Origin of the sequence: Microbispora sp. H10885 (genome assembly GCF_014161415.1) — a bacterium.
In the GTDB taxonomy this organism is placed as follows: domain Bacteria; phylum Actinomycetota; class Actinomycetes; order Streptosporangiales; family Streptosporangiaceae; genus Microbispora; species Microbispora triticiradicis.
On record NZ_JABBWY010000006.1, the window covers coordinates 513819 to 534616 of the forward strand.

The window sequence follows — 20798 nt, forward strand, 5'->3', positions numbered from 1 at the left end:
TCGATGAGTTGATGGAGGTGCACGGGCAGGCTATCCAGAGCCACCGACAATTCCAGGGGACGTCGTCCGGCGGCCGGAGGGGGCGGTCCCGCGTGCTGTCCAGGGACACGCTCCGTCACCAGGGTATGAGCTTCGTCAAACCCCCGCCCGCGTTCCGCGCGAAACCCCTGCTCATACAACCGCCGGAGACGCCCCGCTCTTCCCGGGTGGGCCGTGCGGAACGGCAGGAGGCGCCGGGGGCATGATTTCCTCCATGTCCGTCATCGATGAAATCGAGCGAGAGCTGGCCGACGCGACGGAGCGCCTGCTGGCGACCGCCGCCCGCCTCACCGACGAGGATCTCCGCGCGCCCTCGCTGCTGCCCGGCTGGACCCGGGGGCACGTGCTCACCCACGTCGCCCGCAACGCCGACAGCTGCGTCAATCTGCTCACCTGGGCGCGTACGGGGGTCCGCACGCCGCAGTACCCCTCCGCGGCGGCGCGCGACGCCGGCATCGAGGCGGGCGCCGCGCGCCCGGCCGGGGAGCAGGTCGCCGATCTGCGGGACAGCGCCGAGCGGTTCGCCGCGGCGGTCAAGGGCATGCCCGCCGCCGCCTGGGCCGCGCCGGTCTCCGCCATGACGCCGCCCGAGCATCCCGCGTGGTACGTCCCCGTCCGCCGGCTCAGGGAGATCGAGGTGCACCACGCCGACCTCGGGGCAGGCTACGGATGGGCCGACTGGCCCGAGACGTACGTGCGCCGGGAGCTCCACGACACGCTGCGCTGGCTCGGCGGAAGCTGCCCGGCGGGCGTGGTCGTCGCGCGGGAACCGGAGACCGGCGTGATCGCGGGTGTGTGGACGGACCTCGGCGACGGCCCCTCGGTGGAGGGATCGCCCCGCGAACTGCTCGCCTGGCTCGCGGGAAGGACCACCGGCGAGCGGCTGCGGCTCGCCCCGGCCGGCACTCTCCCCGGAGAGGACGGCGCACTGCCGGGGCAGGTCCCGGACGGACCGCCGGCCGCACCGCCCTGGCCGAAGTCCGCCCCGGAGGGACTGCCCGCCGAGCCGCCGGCGACCTGGCCGCCGGCCCAATAGAAGGGAGCGACGATGAGCTACACGGGAAACGTCACCAAGGGCGGGGCCGCCGACGTGCGGGAGGTCCCCGGACTGACCATCTCCAAGATCGAGGTCGGCGACTTCGGCAACAACGCGTACCTGCTGCGCTGCACGGACACAGGCGACGGGCTGCTGATCGACGCGGCGGCCGAACCGGACCGGCTGCTCGGCCTGATCGGCGACATGCCGATCAGCTCCATCGTGACCACCCACCGGCACCCCGACCACTGGGGTGCGCTGGAGGAGGTCGCCCGTGCCACCGGCGCGCAGACCGTCGCCCACCCGCTCGACGCCCCCGAACTGCCGGTGGAGACGACCCTGGAGGTCGGGCACGGCGACCGGGTGACCGTCGGGGTGGTGACGCTGGACGTCATCCATCTGCGCGGCCACACGCCCGGCTCGATCGCGCTGCTCTACCAGGACCGCCACCTGTTCACCGGCGACTCCCTCTTCCCGGGCGGCGTCGGCAACACCCAGAAGGACCCGGCGCGGTTCGAGCAGCTGTTCACGGACGTGGTGGAACGGGTCTTCGACCGCCTGCCGGACGAGACGTGGGTCTACCCCGGTCACGGCCGCGACACCACGCTCGGCGCCGAGCGGCCGCACCTGCCCGAGTGGCGGGCCCGCGGCTGGTGATGATTCGGGGGGCTCCTGCGGGGCAGCGGTGACCGCACGGACCGTCTGAGGAGCCCCCGATGACTTCCCCGATAACCAGCCTCGCGTCCACCCCTCTTGAGGCGACCCTGCCGGGCGCGGCCGCGTGGACCGGCCACGACACCCGCCTGATCCTCGCCGCCCTGGCCGGCATCGCGGTCATCGTGCTGCTGATCACGAAGCTCCGCGCGCATCCGTTCCTCGCCCTCGCGATCGGTTCCGGGACGCTGGGGCTGGTGGCGGGCATGGCGCCGCAGAAGCTGATCGACAGCTTCTCCGCGGGTCTCGGCTCCACCGTGGCCGGGGTCGGCGTGCTGATCGCGCTCGGAGCCATGCTGGGCAAGCTGCTGGCCGACTCGGGCGGAGCCGACGAGATCGTCGACGGGATCCTCCGCCGCACCGGCGACCGCGCCCTGCCCTGGGCGATGACGCTGATCGCGGTGCTCATCGGGCTGCCCATGTTCTTCGAGATCGGGCTGGTCCTGCTGATCCCGGTGATCCTGCTGGTGGCCCGGCGAAGCTCGCGCCCGCTGCTGCTGATCGCGGTTCCCGCGCTGGCCGGGCTGTCCGTGCTGCACGGCCTGGTGCCTCCGCATCCCGGGCCGCTGGTCGCGATCGACACGCTCAAGGCCGACCTCGGGCTCACGCTCGGGCTGGGGCTGCTGGTCGCGATCCCGACCGTGATCGTGGCCGGTCCGCTGTTCGCCCGGTTCGCCGCCCGATGGGTGGAGCCCGCGCCGCCCGAGCGCCTCGAACGCGAGCAGACCCCCGGGCCCGGGGACGGGGAGCGCGGCAGGCCGTCCTTCGGCGTCACGGTGGCCACGATCCTGCTGCCGGTCGTGCTGATGCTCGGCCGGGCCGTCGCGGAGATCGTCATGCCGGAGGGCGACGCCGTGCGCACCGCGCTGGAGGTCCTCGGCACCCCCCTGATCGCCCTGCTGATCGCGGTGATCGTGGCGATGTTCACGCTCGGCCGCCCGGCGGGCCTCGGCCGAGGCGGCGTCTCCTCGACGATCGCCGACTCGCTCCCGCCGATCGCCGGGATCCTGCTCATCGTCGGCGCCGGCGGCGGGTTCAAGCAGACCCTGGTCGACTCCGGGGTGGGCAAGGTCATCGGCGAGGCGGCGCAGGGCGCGAACGTGCCCGTGCTGGTGCTCGGCTGGCTGATCGCCGTCGGCATCCGGCTGGCCACCGGATCGGCCACGGTCGCGACCATATCCGCGGCCGGGATCGCCGCCCCGCTCGCCGCCGGGCTCTCCCCCGCGCACGTCGCGCTGCTCGTGCTCGCCATCGGCGCGGGGTCGCTGTTCTTCTCCCACGTCAACGACGCTGGTTTCTGGCTGGTCAAGGAGTACCTGGGCATGTCCGTCGGCCAGACGATACGCACCTGGTCGATCATGGAGACGATCATCTCCGTGGTGGCGTTCTGCTGCGTGCTCCTGCTCGGCCTGGTCGTCTGAGCCCTCTCCGGCACGTCCGTATAGTGGTCGGCGCACACCGTCCATCCCCTGGAGCCGGGCCCACATGCAGATCACCGGAATCGAGCTGCGCCGGATCGCGATGCCGCTCGTCGCGCCGTTCCGCACCTCGTTCGGCACCGAGACCACCCGCGACGTCCTGCTGGTCCGGGTCGTGACCCCGGACGCCGAGGGCTGGGGCGAGTGCGTGGCGATGTCCGAGCCGCTGTACTCCTCCGAGTACGTGGACGGCGCGGCCGACGTGATGCGGCGCTTCCTGATCCCGGCGCTGCCCCGCACGGCGGACCCGCAGGCCGTCGGCCCGGCCCTCGCGCCGATCCGGGGGCACCGCATGGCCAAGGCGGCGCTGGAGGCGGCCGTGCTCGACGCCTCGCTGCGGATCACCGGCGAGTCCTTCGGCCACTACCTCGGCGCCACCCGTGACCGGGTCCCCTGCGGAGTCTCGGTCGGGATCACCGGGTCGGTCGCCGAACTCCTCGACACCGTGGCGGCGTACGTCGAGGAGGGATACGTACGGGTCAAGCTGAAGATCGGGCCGGGCTGGGACGTGACGCCGGTCCGCGCGGTCAGGGAGCGGTTCGGAGAGGACCTGCTGCTCCAGGTCGACGCCAACGCGGCCTACACACTCGCGGACGCCCGGCACCTGGCCCGGCTGGACGCCTTCGACCTGCTGCTGATCGAGCAGCCGCTCGCCGACGACGACCTCGTGCAGCACGCCCGGCTGGCCCGCACCCTCCGTACGCCGATCTGCCTGGACGAGTCCATCGAGTCGGCGGCCCACGCGGCGGCGGCGATCACCCTCGGCGCGTGCTCGGTGGTCAACGTCAAGCCGGGCCGGGTGGGCGGCTACCTGGAGGCGCGGCGCATCCACGACCTGTGCCGCGCCCACGGCGTCGCGGTCTGGTGCGGGGGGATGCTGGAGACCGGGATCGGCCGGGCGGCCAACGTGGCGCTGGCGGCGCTGCCGGGGTTCACCCTGCCCGGGGACACCTCCGCGTCCCGCCGCTACTTCGGCACCGACGTCACCCCGCCGTTCGAGCTGAGCGGCGGGCACCTCGACGTGCCGGCCGGCGCGGGCCTGGGCGTGGAGCCCATCCCGGACGTCCTCGACGAGGTCACCACCGCGACGGAGTGGATCCCGTTCTGATCGGCGGTTCTCAGGCGTCGCCCAGGGCCGGGTGCGGCCTCGGCTCGCCGGTGGTGAACACCTTCACGATGCGGTCGGCCGCGAGGGCGGGCTCCTCCGCGCTCTCCACCACGTCGCCCCACGACCAGCGGTAGAACCAGCCGTCCGGCATGGCGACGCAGTCCACGGTCTCGGAGAACAGCGCCGCGTCGGGGTCCCGGACCTTCAACGACGGCGGATCGGGGCGCAGGGACGCCTCCAGCCCGCGTAGTTCCAGCTCCCTGGCCAGCTTGCCGAGGAAGTACGTGCGGGTGTGCTCACGAGGCATGGCGACCGGGCTCCAATGGAATAGGCGTTGTATCCACGTGATTGGCCGGGCCCGGATGAAAGGGCCCCAGCCGACCGGGGCCCCTGTTCGTGCGACGACGTCAGCCCGCGTTCACCGAGCGTCGTTCCCTGCGCCGCTTGTGTTTGAACATGAGGACGCGAAGCGGGATGGCGGACACGATCGCGATCTGCATGGTCGCGCCGACCCTGATGAGCTGGTCGCCCCCGGCGAGCTGGGCGGCCCAGATCGTCAGGCAGGCCACGTTGATCAGCATCCAGGCCAGCACGACGGCGGCCAGGTTGCCCTTCGGCTTGGGATACTCGATGCGGCTGACCATGAGCCAGGCCACCGCCATGATGCCCGCGATCGTGAGGTAGTTGGGCTGGAAGAGCAGCACGATCGACACCACGGTCATGGCGCCCATGGGGATGGGCAGGCCCATGAAGTCGCCGCTCTTGGTCTTCACGCAGGCGAAGCGGGCCAGCCGTACGACGCCGGCGAGCAGGATCGACCCGGCCGCGACCAGCACCAGCCACAGCGGGAGCTTCCCGGAGAAACCAGCCCAGATCATGACCATGAAGGCGGGCGCGAAGCCGAAGCTGATCACGTCGGCGAGGTTGTCCAGTTCGGCGCCCATGGCGGACGCGCGGAACTTCCGGGCCACCAGGCCGTCGAACAGGTCGCAGGTCGCGCCGACGAGCAGCAGCACGACGGCCGTGCCGAAGAAGCGGGGGTCGGGGGCGAACTTCACGTTGGCCTGCAGGCTGCTGATCGCCGACCAGGCGAGCACGCAGACGGCAAGGAAGCCGCTGAGCGCGTTGCCCAGCGACAGGGAGTCGGCGGCGGACAGGCGGAAGGCCTTGCCGACGGGCCCGCGCGGCTCGTCGTCCACCTCCTCCACCGGCCACGCGGCTCCGGCGCCGAATCCGGACCCGAGATCAGACGTTGTCAATGCGAGTCACCCCCGCGACGGTTCGGGTGCCGACGGTGACCGCCGGCGCGATGCCCTCGGGCAGGTAGAGGTCCACCCGGGAGCCGAAACGGATCAGCCCCACCCGCTCGCCCTGGACGACCTTCGCGCCCGCGAACAGGTACGGCACGATGCGGCGGGCGACTGCGCCGGCGATCTGCACCATCTCGATGTCGCCCAGAGCGGTGTCAAAGTGCCAGACGACGCGCTCGTTCTTGTCGCTGTCCTTGTTGAACGCGGGCACGAACCCGCCGGGCACGTGCTCGACCGAGGTGATCGTGCCGGCCGCGGGCGCCCGGTTGACGTGGACGTTCAGCGGGCTCATGAAGATCGCGACCCGGGTACGGCCGTCGGGCCAGGGATCGATGCTCTGCACGACGCCGTCGGCGGGCGAGATGAGCCGCCCCTCGCCCGGCGCGCGCTCGGGGTCGCGGAAGAACCACAGCATTCCGCCGGTGAGCGCGGCCAGCGGCGCCGCCGCCAGCGCCCAGCGGGGCGACCTGCGGGTGAGAACGGCGGTGACGGCCGCCGCCGCGGCGGTCGGAGCCAGCCACGGGGACACCCCGCGGGCGAGCCGGACCCGGCCGCGGGGACTGTCCGCGGTCCCGGATACAGGGCCGCGGGGCAACGATTCGTTGGACACAGGTGACCTTTGTACTCTTCCAGGCGACTATGAACCGGCGTGCGAGCTAACGATCGATATTACCGATCCGGCGGTCAATATGCGGCACAACGAGAACAAGCAAACAGGGTTATGTACCCGTTTCGCTAGCCCTGGGGGGCCTCCGCCTGGGAGGCCTCCGCCGGGGAGCCTGCCGCCGGAGGTACCGCTTTCTCATCGCGACGGGCCTTGACCAGACTGGCGAGAGTGGTCACGGCCATCGTCACGCAGATGACCGCCAGAGACACCCAGATGGGGATCTGCGGAGCCCAGGAGACCTCGTTCTCATGGAGCGCTTCGAGAATCAGCTTAACCCCGATGAAACCGAGGATGAACGCCAAACCATAGCTGATGTAGACCAGTCGCTGGAGCAGCCCGCCGAGCAGGAAGTAGAGCTGACGCAGTCCCATCAGGGCGAACGCGTTCGCGGAGAAGACGATGAAGGCCGCCTTCGTGAGGCCGAAGATCGCCGGAATCGAGTCGAGGGCGAACAGCAGGTCCGTGGTGCCGATGGCGATCATCACGATCAGCATGGGCGTCACCATGCGCCTGCCGTCCACCCGCACCGTCACCCGGGAGCCGACGTAGTCGGAGGTCGTGGGGAACACCCGGCGCGCCCAGCGCAGCAGGATGTTCTCGTTGAACTCCTCGTCGTTCTTGTTGTGATCCCTGAGCAGCGTGTACGCGGTGTAGATGAGGAAGGCCCCGAACGCGTAGAGCAGCCAGCCGAACCGGTCGAGGGCGGCGGCGCCGACGGCGATGAAGATCCCGCGCATCACGAGCGCGAGGACGATGCCGACCAGCAGCACCTTGTGCTGGTAGATCCGGGGCACCCCGAACCGGGTCATGATCACGTAGAAGATGAACAGGTTGTCCACGCTGAGGCTGTATTCCGTCAGGTAGCCCGCGAAGAACTCACCTCCGGTGCCGGCGCCGGCCCACACCGTCAGGCCGATGCCGAACAGCACCGCCAGGGATACGTAGAAGCCCACCCAGATCCCGGCCTGGCGCATCGAGAACTCGCGGGGTTCACCACGGTCGACGATCCACAGGTCGACGGCGATCACGACGAGCAGACCCACGATGACCAGGGCCCACAACCACCAAGGAGCATGTACCACATCAACCTCCGGCACGCGCGCTGAACACACTGCCGGAGGTCTCTCCCGCCCGCACGCGCTCAGCGGACCGACGGCCCCGGGTGCATACACCGTGATGACGGAACCGCCGCGAAGGGATACTCCCCCCCAACCGGTCCAGTATATGAATCAGCCTTGGCCGCGCCTAATCCTTGTCCGTATCGCCGTGGCCGCCGGGGAGACGCCCTCCTCACGTCCGGGCCGGTCTCCCCTGGCTGCCGGGCCAGACAGGTCTCACCCCGGCGCCACCGCAGGCCGCGGAGGCCGGCCGGACGGGCCGGCTACTCCGCCGTCGGCAGCCCGTAGGCCGTGAGGACCGACCGGAGCGCCGCGTTCTCGTCGGGCAGTTCCCGGCCTCGCCGTACGGACGCCTGCGCGAGGCGGGCGGCCAGCGCGGGATCGCCGAGCAGGCGGCCGATCTCCCGGCTCAGCGCGCCCGCGTCCTGTGGGGGCACCAGGAGAGCGGCGTCGCCCACCATCTCCGGCACCCCGCCGACGCGGGTGGCGATGACCGGCCGTCCCGCCCGCAGCGCCTCCTGCACGCTGAGCGGCTGGCCCTCCCACCGGCTGGGCACGATCACCGCCGTCGCGACCTGGAGCAGGTCGGCCGGCTCGGCCCAGCCGTAGAGGACGACGGGCAGTTCCTCGGCGTCCACCCGCGCCTGGAGTTCCTCGCGCAGCGGCCCGTCGCCCGCGATGACGAAGACCGGGTCGCCCTTGTACGGCCCGGCCGCCGCGTCGAGCAGCGTCTCCAGGCCCTTCTGCTGGGCCAGCCGGGCGACGGTGAGCAGGATCGGCCGCAGCGCCGGGTCGGCCACGTCGGCCGGGAGGCGGGCGGCGATCTCGGCCCGTACCTCCCCGGGAGTCCGGCCGGGCTCGGCGAGCGGCGGCGCGGGCACCACCGCCGGGTCCACCCGCGCGGCTCCCCCGGCTCGCATGCGCTCGCCGATGTCGGGTGACACCACCAGGACGCGGTGAGCCCGGCGGGCGACGATCCGTTCGAGGACCCGGTACACCCCTCCGATCGCACCTCCCGCCGTGACGGCGTTGTGCAGGGTGACCACCAGGCGGGGCCAGCCCCGCGAGCCGGTCAGGGCGAGCGCGGACAGCGCGCCGGCCCGCAGACCGTGGGCGTGCACGACGTCCGCGCCGCGCGTCAGCCCGCGCAGGCGGACGACGGTCCGCGGGTCGCGGGCGGGGTGCGGCCGGTCGGAGATCCGGACCTCGGCGAAGTCCGCTCCGGCTCCGGTGAAGCCGAAGGCCTTCTCGGTGTCGAGCGGCCCCGCCACCAGCACCCGGTGGCCCCGTGCGACCAGGCCCCCGGCGAGCATCCGCACGTGCCGGGCCACACCGCCGGCGCTCGATCCCAGCACGAGAACGATGCGGCTCACGTCGTGTCCTCCCCCTGATGGGCGCCCGGGTGAGCGTCTTGCTTGCGGTCCGTCCCGCGCCGGCGCACCGCCGACAGGGCGGCGGTCACGTCGGCGCGGTCCACGAGCGCGGCGACGGCGACCCCCGCGGCCACCGCCGCGAGGCCCGCCGGAACCGCCGTCAGCAGGCCGCCCCACGGCCCGCCGTCGCCCAGGGGAAGCCGGGCGGCCGCCGCTCCGGCGAGGAAGCCCGCGCCCCCGCCCAGCAGGGCGGCGAGACCGGCCCGGGCGACTCCGCGTACGGCCTCCGGGCCGCGGGCCCGCACGACCGAGGCGAGCAGCAGCGCGGCGCCCACCGTGATGCCCGCCGCCTGGCCGAGCGCCAGCGCCCCCAGCCCCCAGCCCCGCGGCAGCAGGAAGACCAGCGCCACCTGGGCCACGGCCACAAGCAGCCATCCGGCGACCGCCCCCCGGGCGGCCGCCCTGCCCTGTCCCGTGGCGTACAGGACCCTGCTGAGATGGGCCGTCAGCCCGTACCCGATCAGGCCGGGCGCGAACAGCGCGATGCCCCGGGCGAACTCCGCCGCGCCGACGGCGGCGTCGGCGCGGGCGAGGAACACGTGCGCGACCGGCTCGGCGACCGCGGCAAGCGCGCCGGCCGCGAGTCCGCAGACCAGCACGACCGCCCGGGTCGTGCGCGCGGACAGCGCCGCGAAGCCCTCGCCCCCGCCGTGGGCCCGGGCGGCGAGCGCGGGGAACGCGCTGGTCGCGATGGGCACCGCGAGCACGGCGTACGGCACCTGGTAGACGGCCCAGGCGTAGTTGTACGCCGGCAGGGCGCCCCCGCCGATCCGGTTGGCCAGCGGGATCACGATCAGCGCGGCTACCTGCTGGGCGACCAGCGCGCTCAGCCCGGCGAGGGCCAGCCGCCGCACCTGCGCGGCGACGCCCTCGGGGAAGCGGAGGGTGGGCCGCCATCGCAGGCCGAGCCGCCAGGTGGGCCACACCACGGTGAGGACGAGGGCGAGCACGCCGAGCGTCGTTCCCGCCGACAGCGCGATCTCGGCCGGGCGGGGCACGGTGGCGGGCTCCCGGTGGCCGCCGCTGAGCGGCCCGAAGGCCAGATAGGCGATGATCACCACCACGCTCGACACCAGCGGCGCCAGCGCCGGGCCCGAGAAGCGGCGATGCGCCTGCAACACCCCGTACAGGACGACGGCCATGCCGTACAGCGGGATCTGCGGGGCGAAGACGACGAGCATGCGCGCGGCGACGGCGGCGACCTGACCGGCTTCGCACCCCTGCACCCGGGCGAGCAGCCCCGCCACCGGCCCGGCGACCAGCGCCGTCAGCACGCCCAGGGGCACGAGCAGCACCAGCACCCAGGACATCAGCGCCGAGGCGATCCACCCGGCCTCGTCGCGGGCCCGGTCCCGGCCCGTGCCGGTCGTCCTGCCGGTCGCCTTACCGGTCGTCGTGACAGTCGCTCCGCCGCCCGTCCTGCCGGTCACCGTGGCGTTGACGACCGCCGTGGCTCCGGCCGTGGTGGCCGGGCCGCCTGCCGGGCTGCCCACAGGGCTGGCCACGGTGCCGTCGCCGGCGGCGCGGGCCGCCGCTCCGGCGAGCACGGGCACCACCATGCCCGCGAGCGCGCCGCCCACGACGACCTCGAAGATGATGTTGGGCACGTTGTTGGCCGTGTAGTACGCGCTGGCCAGGCAGTTCGTGCCGACCGTGCGCGCGAAGGCCAGTTGCTTGGCGAACCCCGTCACCCGCGCCAGGACCGTGATGACCCCGATGAGGATCGCGGCCCCCGCGATCCCCGCTCCGAGCCGTCTGCTCACGGCTCGGTCGCCGTACGTCGCGCCTGACGGCCTGGCCGATGGGTGGAGCTCCAGGTCACCCGAGCGGCCTCGGCGTGCCGGGAGCGGGCTGCGGAGCGCGGCGGCCGAGCATGTCCAGGCGGTTGAGCACCGGGTTGCCCGCGATGACCTTGGTGAAGCTGATCTTCTCGGACGCGGCGGTGAGCCCGGCGACGGCGGCGAGGGCGGCCAGGCGCGCGGGCCGGTTCAGCCGGGCCGTGGCGGCGAGCCCGAGCAGCGCGCCGAGCGCGTTCGCCCCGGCGTCACCGAGCATCGCCCGCTCGCCCAGGTCCTCCGGCAGCAGCGCCACCGCCGCGCCGAGCGGCACCGCGGTCAGCGCGGCGGCCTGCCGGGAGCGCGGGCCGTACGGCGCGGCGATCGACGCGGCCAGCAGCGGGACCCCGGCGAGCAGACCCACCTTGACGGCGCGGCCGGGCCGCAGGTCGAACAGGTTCGCCAGGTTGGCGCTGCCCGCGATCAGCGCCCCGTCGACGAGCGTGTCGGCGGACCATCCCAGCGCTCCCCGCCTGGAACGTGCCGGGACGCCTCCGTGGGACGGGGCGAGCGCGGCCGCCGCGAGGCCGGTGGCGCCGATCCCGAGGATCTTGACGGCGCCGCTGGTCACCTCGCCCCGCGCGAGGGCGGTCAGGTGTCCCTTGAAGCCCTTGGACGAGTTCGTGCCGAAAAGGTCGTCGTAGGCGCCGAGGACCCCGCTGCCCGCCCCGGCCAGCACCGCCGCCGCGCGGGCCCGCATGGACAGGCCGGGGGCGAGAGCGGCCGCGGCGACGGCGCCGGCCGCGAACGCCGGGCCCTCCAGCAGCGTGACCGGCTCTCCCCGGTGGTTGACCCGCGTCCAGTACTCGTCGGCGGTCTTCTCGTCGCCGATGGGCGGCCTGCGCCGGAAGGCGGCGAAGGCCGCGCGGGCCGCGACGGCGCCGAGCACCGCACCGACGGCGGCGCCCGCCGCCGCGGCGGCGCGGGTGCCGGCCTGGGGACGTATGGCCACGGCTGTTCCCCTTCTCTGCGTACTGGGTCGTGCTGGTCGTGCCGCTTGTGCTTCGTACTCAAGTCGTGCCGGCCGGCCGGGCTTCCGTCCTCGCCCGCCCGGCGTGCGGACGGCGCGTGGGCGGCGGTTCAGCCCCGGCTGCCCGCCGGGGTGGGGGTCGGGCTCTGGCTGGGCGGCGTCACCGAAGGTTCGAACGCCGTGGCCCCGCTGCCGATCCCGTACGCGCCCGAGCGGCCGGTCAGTTGCTCCCGCAGAGCGTAGACCACCACGACCCGGCCCGCGGCGAAATCGAGAGTGTCGACGGTCGAGACGGCGGAGGCCACGCCTCCCGTGTCGTGCAGGGCCTCGATGACCCCGCCCGCGGCGGAGGCGTTGGCGGTGCCCGCGAGGACGGTGCCGAGAGCGCCGCTGTCGAGACCGGCCGCGACCGAGACGACGGCGTTCGTCTCCCGCTCGGCGTCCTCCCCGTCGTACGGCTGGGCCGGCGCGAGCACGATGGCCATCGTCGCCCGCTCCTCGGGTTTGCCGCTCACCGTGAGGAAGTCGCCGGACTGGAACGCCTCCAGGACTCCGGCGGCCGCCGCGTTGGTCCGGCCCGCCTGCCCGCGGTCGTTGGTCACGACCGCGCTCGCGAGTATCGCGGCGGCCTTGTCGTACGGCGAGGCGCCGTCGGGGAACGTCGTGCCGGGCGGGGCGAGGGTGGCCGCCAGCCCGTCGACGAGGCTCGCCTGGTCCGCCTCGATGAACTTCTCGGTGAGGCTGATCCTGCCGCTGTAGACGCCGCCCGCGCCGGTCACGAGCTTCTCGACCGCGTCGCGCATCGCGGCCGGCGCGCCCGGCGCCTCGACGAGCAGGACGTGCTCCCCGAGAAGCTGGCCGCGTACGAGGTCGGTCAGGTGCGCGGTGATCAGCGAGTCCGAGCCCTCCTCGCGGCTCTGCAGCTGCGAGATCTGGGCCAGGTTGCTCTCGTTAGCCTTCCGCAGGGACGCGGTCATCTCCTCGGCCGACTTGAAGAACATGGGCTCCAGCACGGTGCTGCCCAGCACGATCCCGACCGTGAGCGCGAGGAAGATCGCCACGATGGAGACGAGGTGATAGCGGAAATCGATCACGAGAAGAGTCCGACCAACCAGAAGATGAAGCCGTTCCAGGCCACGCGCAGACCGTTCAGCCACACCTGGCCGATCGGCGAAACCGAGATCACCACACCGATCGTGACCAGTGTGGTGGCCACGAGAAGCAGCAGGGAGGGGGTCGAGATCCGGCTGCGGTAGAGCCGGCTCACGCCCTTGGCGTCCACGAGCTTGCTGCCCACCCGCAGCCGGGTCAGGAAGGTGCTCGCCGCGCCCGACCTGCCCTTGTCGAGGAACTCGTCGAGCGTCCAGTGCGTGCCGACCGCGACGATCAGCGTGGCGCCCTTGTCGTCGGCCAGGAGCATCGCGATGTCCTCGCTTGTCCCGGTCGCGGGGAACACGACCGCCTCCTGGCCCAGCCGGTGCACCCGCTCCAGCCCCGGCGCCCGGCCGTCCCGGTAGGCGTGGACGACCAGCTCGGCGCCGCAGCGCAGCGCCTTCTCCGAGACCGAGTCGAAGTCGCCGACGATGATGTCGGGGATGTAGCCCGCCTCCAGCAGGGCGTCCGCGCCGCCGTCCACGCCGATGAGCACGGGCCGGTACTCCCGGATGTACGGCCGGAGCGTCGCGATGTCCTCCTTGTAGTGGTAACCGCGCACCACGATGAGGGCGTGACGGTTCTCCAGGGAGGTGCGGATGTCCGGGACGCCGACTCCGTCGATGAGCAGGTCGCGCTCGCGCCGGACGTACTCCATCGTGTTCGCGGCGAACGCCTCGATCTGGACGGCGAGGCCCGCCCGGGCCTCGGTCATCGCCGCTTCAATGCTCTCGGCGGTCTGCGGCTCCCCCTTGCCGACCAGTTCGTCGCCGAGGTAGACCATGCCGTCGTGGACGCGGATCACGTCGCCGTCGGCGATCCGCTCGAACAGCTCCGGCGACGCGCTGTCGATCAGGGGGACGCCCGCGTCGATCAGGATCTGCGGCCCGAGGTTGGGATAGCGGCCGCTGATACTGGCGGCCGCGTTCACCACGGCGGCCACGCCGCACGCGACGAGAGCCTCCCCGCTGACCCGGTCGATGTCGACGTGATCGATAATCGCGATTTCACCGGGCTGGAGGCGCTTGGTCAGCCTCTTCGTCCGTCTGTCGATTCTCGCCACTGCCGACACCCCGGGAAGGCCCTCGACCTTCCTGCGGCGGAGGCCCGGAACGCTCAAGCTCGGGACCTTCATCATGACCATCCTGCCAGAGGCGGAGACCGCCACGCTTCCACACCCCAAGGCTCGTCTGAATTGTCACCGCAAGTCAGGGATGTTGCCGAGGTGCCGAACCGGGGGCGTCCTGGCCCGCGCACCTGTCTCGTGACGACGTCCGTCCCCCGTTCCTCCGCCCCCTCGTGCCCCGGGGCTTGACTGCTTCCCGGCGCGCCCTGACCCAAACGCCACCCCCCGGCGCGCCCCGCCGAGTGTACGGGAACGGCCAGGTCAGCGCATACGGGATGCCAGGTCAGCCGGCGGCGGCCCGCCGGCCGGAGCCCCGGCCCGCCTTCGACGCCTCCTTCTCCCAGGCGCCCTTGTCGGCGGCGGCGATGGACAGCAGTTCCGCCGCGTGCGCCCGCCCGAGCTCGGAGTCCTCCAGACCGGCCAGCATCCGCGACAACTCCCGCTCGCGGCCCTCCCGGTCGAGCGCCACCACGCCGCTGCGGACCACCCGGCCGTCGCTCGCCTTCTCGACCACGAGGTGCTGGTCGGCGAACGCCGCGACCTGCGGGAGGTGGGTGACCACGATCACCTGGGCGGTGCGGGCCAGCTTGGCCAGCCGCCTGCCGATCTCCACGGCCGCCTTGCCGCCCACGCCCGCGTCGACCTCGTCGAAGACGAACGTCGGGACGGGGTCGGCTCCCGCGAACACCACCTCGATCGCCAGCATCACCCGGCTCAGCTCGCCGCCCGAGGCCCCCTTGGTCAGCGGCAGCGGTGGCGCGCCGGGATGGGAGGCCAGGCGGAGCTCGACCTCGTCGACGCCGTGCGGCCCGAACTCGCCGGCGGCGGTGATGGCGACGCTCACCCGCGCGTGCGGCATGGCGAGAGCCGTCAGCTCCTTGGTGACCGCATCGCCGAAACGCTCGGCCGCGGCGGTCCGGATGGCGGTCAGTTCCCCGGCCAGCTCTGCGAGCCGCCCGCCGAGCTCCCCGTGCTCCCGGGTCAGCTCCTCGATGCGGTCGTCGTCGCCGTCGAGCTCCGTCAGCCGCTCAGCGGCCCGCTGCGCCCAGGCGAGCACGGCGGAGACGTCCTCGCCGTACTTGCGCATGAGGCCGTTCAGCGTGGCTCTGCGCTCCTGCACCGCGGCGAGCCGTGCCGGGTCGGCCTCGACCGACTCGGCGTACGCCGCCAGCTCGGTCGCCACGTCGGAGACCAGATAACCGGCCTCAGCCAGCCGTTCGCCCAGCCCGGCGAGCGCGGGATCGAAGTCGCGCACGGACTCCACGGCCGTCCTCGCGTGGCCGAGCAGCGACACGGCGTCCTGCACGTCCTGCGCGGTCGTCATGGGGTCGCCGAGCAGCGCCGCGTGGGCGGTCGTGGCGGCGGTGCGCAACGCGTCGGCGTGGGAGAGCCGCTCGGCCTCCTCCTTGAGCTCGACGTCCTCCCCCTGCCTCGGCTCGGCCTTCTCGATCTCCTCCAGGCCGAACCGCAGGACGTCGGCCTCCTGCGCCCGCTCCCTGGCCTTCTCGGTCAGCTCGCGGAGCAGGTCGCCCACCTGCTTGTGCCGCTTGTACGCCTGCTCGTAGGCGCGCAGCGGCTTGACCAGCTCGTCTCCGGCGTAACGGTCGAGCGCCGCGCGCTGCCTGCCCGGTTGCAGCAGGCGCTGCTGATCCATCTGCCCGTGCACGGCCACGAGGTCGTCGGCGATGTAGGTGAGGGTCCCGACCGGTACGGCACGGCCGCCGAGCCAGGCGCGGGAGCGGCCCTCGGCCGAGACCGACCGGGAGATGATGAGCTGCCCGTCCTCGACATCGCCGCCGACGTCGCCGACCTGCTGGGCCACCCGCCCCTCGGCCTCGATCACGAGGGTGCCCTCGATGAGCGCCTTGTCGGCGCCCGGGCGCACCCTGGCGGGGTCGGCCCGCCCCCCGAACAGCAGGCCGAGACCGGTCACGACCATCGTCTTGCCCGCGCCCGTCTCACCCGTGACGACGGTGAATCCGGGTGACAGCTCCAGAACGGCCTCGTCGATCACGCCGAGCCCCTGGATGCGGACCTCCTCGACCCGTGGCCGCACTGGTCCCTCCCGTAATGCCGACCGAACCCGCCAGAGATCCTACGCGTAACTCGTCAAGATTTTCGAGGACGGCGAGTCGGGACCGCGAACCGAACGAGAATCTGTGGACAAAGAACCGCTGGTCAACGGGCAAATCACCATCAACCGCCGCGACTCCGTCGCCGATCTGTGGTCAGCCGTTCCGCGGCCGGCCGTTCCATGGTCACCCGTTCCGCGGTCAGCCGGTCTTGGCACAGCCGGCCTGCGGTCGGCCCGTCTTGGTCGGCCGGTCTTGGTCAGCCGGTCTTGGTCAGCCGGAGCGGACCCGGCCGCGCCAGCCCTGGACGGGCAGGTCGAACTTCGCGACCAGGCGGTCGGTGAAGGGCGCGCCGGTGGTCTCCACGCCGAGCAGCCGGGCGAGCCGTACGGGCACGTCGGCCCTGCGGACCTCCACCCGGGCGCCGGGCGGCACGTCGAAGCGGCGGCGGCCGTCGCACCACAGCACTCCGGCGCTGGTGTCGGGCAGGATCTCCACCGCCAGCGTGGATCTCGGAGACACCACCATCGGCCGGGCGAACAGCGCGTGGGCGCTGTTGGGCACCAGCAGCAGCGCCTCCACCTCGGGCCAGACGACCGGCCCGCCCGCCGAGAACGCGTACGCCGTCGACCCCGTGGGCGTCGCGCAGATCACGCCGTCGCAGCCCCATCGGGACAGCGGCCGGCCGTCGATCTCCGCCACGACCTCCAGCATGCGGTCCTTCTTCTCCACCGACGCCTCGTTGAGCGCCCAGGTCCGCGCGAGCACCGAGCCGTTCAGGCGCACGACGACCTCGATCGTCATGCGCTCCTCGACCTCGTAGCGCCCCTCCGCCACCCGGTCCACCACGGACGCGAGGTCCTCCATCTCGGCCTCCGCGAGGAAGCCCACATGGCCGAGGTTCACCCCCAGCAGCGGCACCCCGGCCGGGCGCGCCAGTTCCGCGGCCCGCAGCAGGGTGCCGTCACCGCCCAGGACGATGATCAGCTCGGCCTCCTGCGAGGCGGCCCCGTTCTCGGGGACCACCTCGGCCAGGGCGCAGCCGAGCTCCTCGGCCTCGTCGTCCAGCACCCGGACGTTGACACCCGCCGCGATCAGCCGTTCCATGACCAGCCGGGCGCTGCGCACCGCCGCCTCCCGGCCCGTGTGCGCCGTGACCAGGACGGTCCTCTTGGCGTCCGCCCGGTCGTCCACCACGTCTCCCGTGCCTCCCGTGCCCCCCGTACCGCTGACCGTGCCGCTCACCGTGCTCGTCGTCTCCACGCCTCGCCGCCCGCGCCCGCTCTCAGGCCCGCGCCCGCTCTCGCCGCCCGCGCTCACTGGGGACCCTCCGCGACCGCCGTGCCGATGGCCGCGTCGAGGTCGGGAACCGGGTCGTGTCCCGGTCCCTTCCCCAGCCACAGCAGGTATTCCACGTTGCCCGACGGCCCGGGCAGCGGGCTCGCCGTCACTCCCTTGACGGTGAGGCCCAGCGACCGGGCGGCGACCGCGACGTCCCGCACCGCCTCCGCCCGCAGAGCCGGGTCGCGTACGACGCCGCCCGCGCCCACGCGGTCCTTGCCCACCTCGAACTGGGGTTTGACCAGCATCGCGAAGTCCGCCACCGCGGCCGCGCAGGCCGCCAGCGCGGGCAGGACCAGGCGCAGGGAGATGAAGGACAGGTCTCCGACGACCAGCGTCGGGGGCTCGCCGACCATCTCCGGGGTCAGATCACGGACGTTCACCCGCTCCATCACCGTCACCCTCGGGTCGGTGCGCAACGACCAGGCGAGCTGGCCGTACCCCACGTCGACCGCGAGGACGTGCGCGGCGCCATGCCTGAGCAGCACGTCGGTGAACCCACCGGTCGAGGCGCCGGCGTCGAGGCAGCGGCGCCCCTCGGCGCTCAGGCCCGCGAAGGCGCGCAGCGCGCCGAGCAGCTTGTGCGCCCCTCTGGACACGTAGTCCGGGCCCTCCGGCGTCTCCGCCACGACGATGGGCGCGGCGGTGTCCACCTGGGTGGCCGCCTTGCCCGCGACACGTCCGCTCACACTCACCCGGCCAGCGTCGATGAGCTGCGCCGCCTGCTCGCGGGACCGGGCGAGCCCGCGGCGCACGAGCTCGCTGTCCAGCCGGACGCGCTTCACCCGGCCCGCCCCGGCACGGCGCCCCGCCGTGCGGCGGGCAGACGCATGGCGGGCCGACGCATGGCGCTCGAACACACGGCGGGCTTCCGGCCACCGCCGGACGCCGGCACCTGGATCGCCCTCACCGGTGGCTCTCCCGCAGCGTCCCGGCCTCGGCCGGCTGCCCGCCCAGGCCCCCCACGCGGGAGTCCGCTCTGCCGGATTCCCCTCCGCCGGAGTCCTCGACGGACGCGAGCACCGTCTCAAGGCCCGTGAGAACCCGTTCGAAGACGCCCACGTGCCCGGACACCGGCGTCTGCGCCAGCTCCCCGAGCGGCGACAACGCGGCCCGCACGCCGTCGGTGCCCGAGGCGGGTGGCTCCCCCGGCGCGATATCGCTGTCCGTCATGGTCCCTTCCTGCTCCGATCGGCTGCCCGTCACCGCCGCCTGCGGCTGCCGGTCGTCCCGACGCTATCGGACCCGGCCGACGATCGCGTCCCATCCGCCCGTCCCTCGGAGACTTCGCGGTGCCGCCGACCGGCGACTCGGCCTCGATTCCGCGCGGGTGGCCGGTGAAGGGCCTACTGTCGGTGGTAGGAGGAATCGCATCAGCGACCCGTGGCCCGCACGCGGCCCGCGGGAGAACACGGTCCGTGAGGAGAAAGGCAGGCGCATGGCGACCGTCGAGGAGTGCCGGGCGGCGCTGGACAAGCTCGTCGAGCAGTTCGACGGCATAAGCGCGGAGGACCGGGCCAAACACGTCGTCGAACGCAGGCTCGCCTGCCGCATCTCCGACCTCGGCGTGACCTTTTTCGGCCGCCTCCACCGGAACGGCCTCGACCCGTTCAAGGAGGTGCCGCCGGAGGACGGCAGGCCCGCCGAGGTCAAGCTCACGCTGAAGAGCGAGGACCTGATCTCCATGGTGAACGGCGAGCTCGACATGGGCCGTGCGCTGCTCGGCGGCCGTGTCAAGATCGACGCCAGCCTCGGCGACCTCCTCCGTCTCCGCAAGCTCCTCTGACGCCTCCGGCGCTCCCTTCCCAGGCCCCGCTCTTCCCGGACCGCTCTTCTCGGACTCCGTCTTCCCGGACTCCGGTCTTCTCGGACCGGCGCCGCCCGGGCCGAACCCGGCGGCGCCGTCCGGAACGCGGTCGTGCCCGCTCAGCGGTCTCGGACGGACGCTTCCGAAGTCACCGGCCGAGTGCCGTCAGCGCCCCCTTCACCGCGTCCTCGTCCGCCTGGCCGTCGCCCACCGCCTCCCACGTGGCGGCGCACGCCGCCCGCAGGCCGTCGACGGAGTCGCCCTCCCCGGTGAGCGCGAGCCTCCCGTCCTCCCACGCGGCCGTCCAGCCGCCGCAGGTCCACCCGGTCGTCCCGCGCCGCACGCCGGTCGCGGGCCGGTGCAGCCCCGATAGGTCGGCGGCGATGTGCGTCGGACGGTGGTGGGGCGCGGCGGTGAGCACGTCGAGAGGACCGGCGACGCCGGTGAGCACGAGCAGGCTGTCGACGCCGGCCCGGTTCGCGCCCTCGATGTCGGTGTCGAGGCGGTCGCCCACGACGAGCGGCCGCTGTGCCCGGGTCCGGATCATGGACTCGCGGTGCAGCGGCGGCTCCGGCTTGCCCGCCACGGCGGGTTCGACGCCCGTGGCGGTGGCGATCACGCGGCTCAGCGAGCCGTTGCCGGGAAGCTTGCCCCGGTCCGTGGGCATGGTGGTGTCCCTGTTGGCCGCGACGAACCAGGCGCCACGGCCGACGGCGAGCGCTCCCTCCGCCAGCAACCCGTAGGACAGGTTGTCGGCGAAGCCCTGCACCACGGCGGCGGGCTCGTCGAGGGCCGTCGTCACCGGGCGCAGCCCATGCTCACGCAGCGCCATCCGCAGTCCCATTCCGCCGACCACCAGGACGGCCGCGCCCGCCGGCACGTGCTCCGCCACCAGCCGGGCGGCCGCCTGCGCGGACGTCACGACGTCCTCCGCGGTGGCGGGAGCGCCCAGGTGACTCAGGTGCTGGGCGATCGCGCCGGGCGTACGCGACGCGTTGTTCGTCACGTACGCGAGCCGTACGCCGAGGTCCCGGGCCTCGCGCAGCGCCTCCGGCGCACCGGGGACCGCGTGCCTGCCGAGATAGACGACGCCGTCGAGATCGAGCAGGAGCGTGTCGTAGTCGTCGACGAGCACGCCGGACGTGGGGGAAGAGGTGGTCATCGTCACGCCCGCCTCGCCCGCAGCGTCGCCCGGACCTGCTTGAGCGCCGAGACGTAGTGCCGCAGAGGCCGCATCGCGACCGCCATCGCGAGCGGCTCCTGCGCCGCCTCGATGTCGCCGCTGCGCCACAGCGCCATGCCGAGACCGAAGTAGGCGTAGTCCTCCGTCGGGTTGGCGTCGACGATCCAGCGGAAGCTTCCGGCGGCCTCGTCGTACCGGCGGGAGTTGAACTGGGCCCTGGCGAGCGCCTCGCGGATGCTGCGCGAGCCGGGCTCGGCCTGGGCGGCGTGCTCCAGGATGGCCGCCGCGGCGGCCGGGCTCCCCTCCTCGAGCAGTTTCATGCCACGCCTGAACCACTCGTAGACGCCGCCTGAAGGCGCACCGCCCGGATCATTGGAAGAAGCATAGGACTCGTTTCGTCCTTCGATCA

20 protein-coding genes are annotated in these 20798 nt (G+C 73.1%); 5 read left to right on the forward strand and 15 right to left on the reverse strand.

Annotated features, from left to right (window positions below; genetic code table 11):
• Window positions 1-253 precede the first annotated feature (253 nt).
• The 4 genes from HHX37_RS18935 (at window position 254) to menC (ending at window position 4375) form a co-directional block, all read left to right on the forward strand.
• Complete coding sequence (locus HHX37_RS18935) at window positions 254-1075, forward strand: maleylpyruvate isomerase family mycothiol-dependent enzyme (protein ID WP_182880800.1); 822 nt, start codon at window positions 254-256, stop codon at window positions 1073-1075.
• Between the two features lie 12 nt (window positions 1076-1087).
• Window positions 1088-1732, forward strand: coding sequence for an MBL fold metallo-hydrolase (locus tag HHX37_RS18940; protein WP_111699341.1), 645 nt, complete (start codon window positions 1088-1090; stop codon window positions 1730-1732).
• 59 nt (window positions 1733-1791) lie between these two features.
• Complete coding sequence (locus tag HHX37_RS18945; RefSeq protein WP_182880801.1) at window positions 1792-3210, forward strand: gluconate:H+ symporter; 1419 nt, start codon at window positions 1792-1794, stop codon at window positions 3208-3210.
• Window positions 3211-3274: 64 nt separating this feature from the next.
• On the forward strand, window positions 3275-4375 hold the full coding sequence (gene menC / locus HHX37_RS18950; RefSeq protein ID WP_182886234.1) for an o-succinylbenzoate synthase: 1101 nt from the start codon (window positions 3275-3277) through the stop codon (window positions 4373-4375).
• 10 nt (window positions 4376-4385) lie between these two features.
• On the opposite strand, the gene HHX37_RS18955 is transcribed toward menC, so the two are convergent.
• The 13 genes from HHX37_RS18955 to HHX37_RS19015 all read right to left on the reverse strand — a co-directional run bounded on the left by HHX37_RS18955 (window position 4386) and on the right by HHX37_RS19015 (window position 18572).
• Window positions 4386-4682: a hypothetical protein gene (locus HHX37_RS18955; RefSeq protein WP_150934603.1), complete on the reverse strand. Its 297-nt coding sequence runs from the start codon at window positions 4680-4682 to the stop codon at window positions 4386-4388.
• A gap of 100 nt (window positions 4683-4782) precedes the next feature.
• Window positions 4783-5634, reverse strand: coding sequence for a CDP-diacylglycerol--serine O-phosphatidyltransferase (gene pssA, locus HHX37_RS18960; protein WP_111699345.1), 852 nt, complete (start codon window positions 5632-5634; stop codon window positions 4783-4785).
• Window positions 5621-6295: a phosphatidylserine decarboxylase gene (locus tag HHX37_RS18965; protein WP_396776064.1), complete on the reverse strand. Its 675-nt coding sequence runs from the start codon at window positions 6293-6295 to the stop codon at window positions 5621-5623. The genes pssA and HHX37_RS18965 overlap by 14 nt, the downstream gene beginning before the upstream one ends.
• Window positions 6296-6420: 125 nt before the next feature.
• On the reverse strand, window positions 6421-7434 hold the full coding sequence (locus tag HHX37_RS18970) for a TerC family protein (RefSeq protein WP_182874462.1): 1014 nt from the start codon (window positions 7432-7434) through the stop codon (window positions 6421-6423).
• 299 nt (window positions 7435-7733) lie between these two features.
• Window positions 7734-8843 (reverse strand): glycosyltransferase family 4 protein, encoded by a 1110-nt coding sequence (locus HHX37_RS18975; RefSeq protein ID WP_310740438.1) that lies wholly within the window; start codon window positions 8841-8843, stop codon window positions 7734-7736.
• A complete protein-coding gene (gene murJ / locus HHX37_RS18980; protein ID WP_182886235.1) occupies window positions 8840-10666 on the reverse strand; it encodes a murein biosynthesis integral membrane protein MurJ in 1827 nt (608 codons plus the stop codon). Before murJ ends, HHX37_RS18975 begins: the two co-directional genes overlap by 4 nt.
• A 55-nt stretch (window positions 10667-10721) precedes the next feature.
• Window positions 10722-11690: a hypothetical protein gene (locus tag HHX37_RS18985; protein WP_244301993.1), complete on the reverse strand. Its 969-nt coding sequence runs from the start codon at window positions 11688-11690 to the stop codon at window positions 10722-10724.
• Window positions 11691-11818: 128 nt separating this feature from the next.
• Window positions 11819-12802: a copper transporter gene (locus HHX37_RS18990; protein ID WP_165900947.1), complete on the reverse strand. Its 984-nt coding sequence runs from the start codon at window positions 12800-12802 to the stop codon at window positions 11819-11821.
• On the reverse strand, window positions 12799-13995 hold the full coding sequence (steA, locus tag HHX37_RS18995; RefSeq protein ID WP_259403582.1) for a putative cytokinetic ring protein SteA: 1197 nt from the start codon (window positions 13993-13995) through the stop codon (window positions 12799-12801). The genes HHX37_RS18990 and steA overlap by 4 nt, the downstream gene beginning before the upstream one ends.
• Before the next feature lie 274 nt (window positions 13996-14269).
• A complete protein-coding gene (gene recN, locus HHX37_RS19000; protein WP_182886236.1) occupies window positions 14270-16042 on the reverse strand; it encodes a DNA repair protein RecN in 1773 nt (590 codons plus the stop codon).
• Between the two features lie 289 nt (window positions 16043-16331).
• A complete protein-coding gene (locus HHX37_RS19005; RefSeq protein ID WP_182886273.1) occupies window positions 16332-17252 on the reverse strand; it encodes an NAD kinase in 921 nt (306 codons plus the stop codon).
• Between the two features lie 122 nt (window positions 17253-17374).
• The gene (locus HHX37_RS19010) at window positions 17375-18184 is read right to left on the reverse strand and encodes a TlyA family RNA methyltransferase (protein ID WP_117410447.1); all 810 of its coding nucleotides are present in this window, start codon (window positions 18182-18184) and stop codon (window positions 17375-17377) included.
• A 121-nt stretch (window positions 18185-18305) separates the two neighbouring features.
• Entirely contained in the window at window positions 18306-18572 is a 267-nt protein-coding gene (locus tag HHX37_RS19015) for a hypothetical protein (protein ID WP_182886237.1), read from the reverse strand.
• 265 nt (window positions 18573-18837) lie between these two features.
• Between HHX37_RS19015 and HHX37_RS19020 the strand changes: the two genes are divergently transcribed.
• On the forward strand, window positions 18838-19185 hold the full coding sequence (locus HHX37_RS19020; RefSeq protein WP_182874457.1) for an SCP2 sterol-binding domain-containing protein: 348 nt from the start codon (window positions 18838-18840) through the stop codon (window positions 19183-19185).
• Window positions 19186-19354: 169 nt separating this feature from the next.
• On the opposite strand, the gene HHX37_RS19025 is transcribed toward HHX37_RS19020, so the two are convergent.
• Window positions 19355-20368, reverse strand: coding sequence for an HAD-IIA family hydrolase (locus tag HHX37_RS19025; RefSeq protein WP_182886238.1), 1014 nt, complete (start codon window positions 20366-20368; stop codon window positions 19355-19357).
• A gap of 2 nt (window positions 20369-20370) precedes the next feature.
• Complete coding sequence (locus tag HHX37_RS19030; protein WP_225311584.1) at window positions 20371-20709, reverse strand: tetratricopeptide repeat protein; 339 nt, start codon at window positions 20707-20709, stop codon at window positions 20371-20373.
• Window positions 20710-20798 lie beyond the last annotated feature (89 nt).

Coding starts and splice junctions, on each gene's coding strand:
- HHX37_RS18935 (WP_182880800.1), top strand. CDS start 254: ATGTCCGTCATCGATGAAATCGAGCGAGAGCTGGCCGACGCGACGGAG.
- HHX37_RS18940 (WP_111699341.1), top strand. CDS start 1,088: ATGAGCTACACGGGAAACGTCACCAAGGGCGGGGCCGCCGACGTGCGG.
- HHX37_RS18945 (WP_182880801.1), top strand. CDS start 1,792: ATGACTTCCCCGATAACCAGCCTCGCGTCCACCCCTCTTGAGGCGACC.
- menC (WP_182886234.1), top strand. CDS start 3,275: ATGCAGATCACCGGAATCGAGCTGCGCCGGATCGCGATGCCGCTCGTC.
- HHX37_RS18955 (WP_150934603.1), bottom strand. CDS start 4,682: ATGCCTCGTGAGCACACCCGCACGTACTTCCTCGGCAAGCTGGCCAGG.
- steA (WP_259403582.1), bottom strand. CDS start 13,995: ATGAAGGTCCCGAGCTTGAGCGTTCCGGGCCTCCGCCGCAGGAAGGTC.
- HHX37_RS19015 (WP_182886237.1), bottom strand. CDS start 18,572: ATGACGGACAGCGATATCGCGCCGGGGGAGCCACCCGCCTCGGGCACC.
- HHX37_RS19020 (WP_182874457.1), top strand. CDS start 18,838: ATGGCGACCGTCGAGGAGTGCCGGGCGGCGCTGGACAAGCTCGTCGAG.
- HHX37_RS19025 (WP_182886238.1), bottom strand. CDS start 20,368: ATGACCACCTCTTCCCCCACGTCCGGCGTGCTCGTCGACGACTACGAC.
- HHX37_RS19030 (WP_225311584.1), bottom strand. CDS start 20,709: ATGAAACTGCTCGAGGAGGGGAGCCCGGCCGCCGCGGCGGCCATCCTG.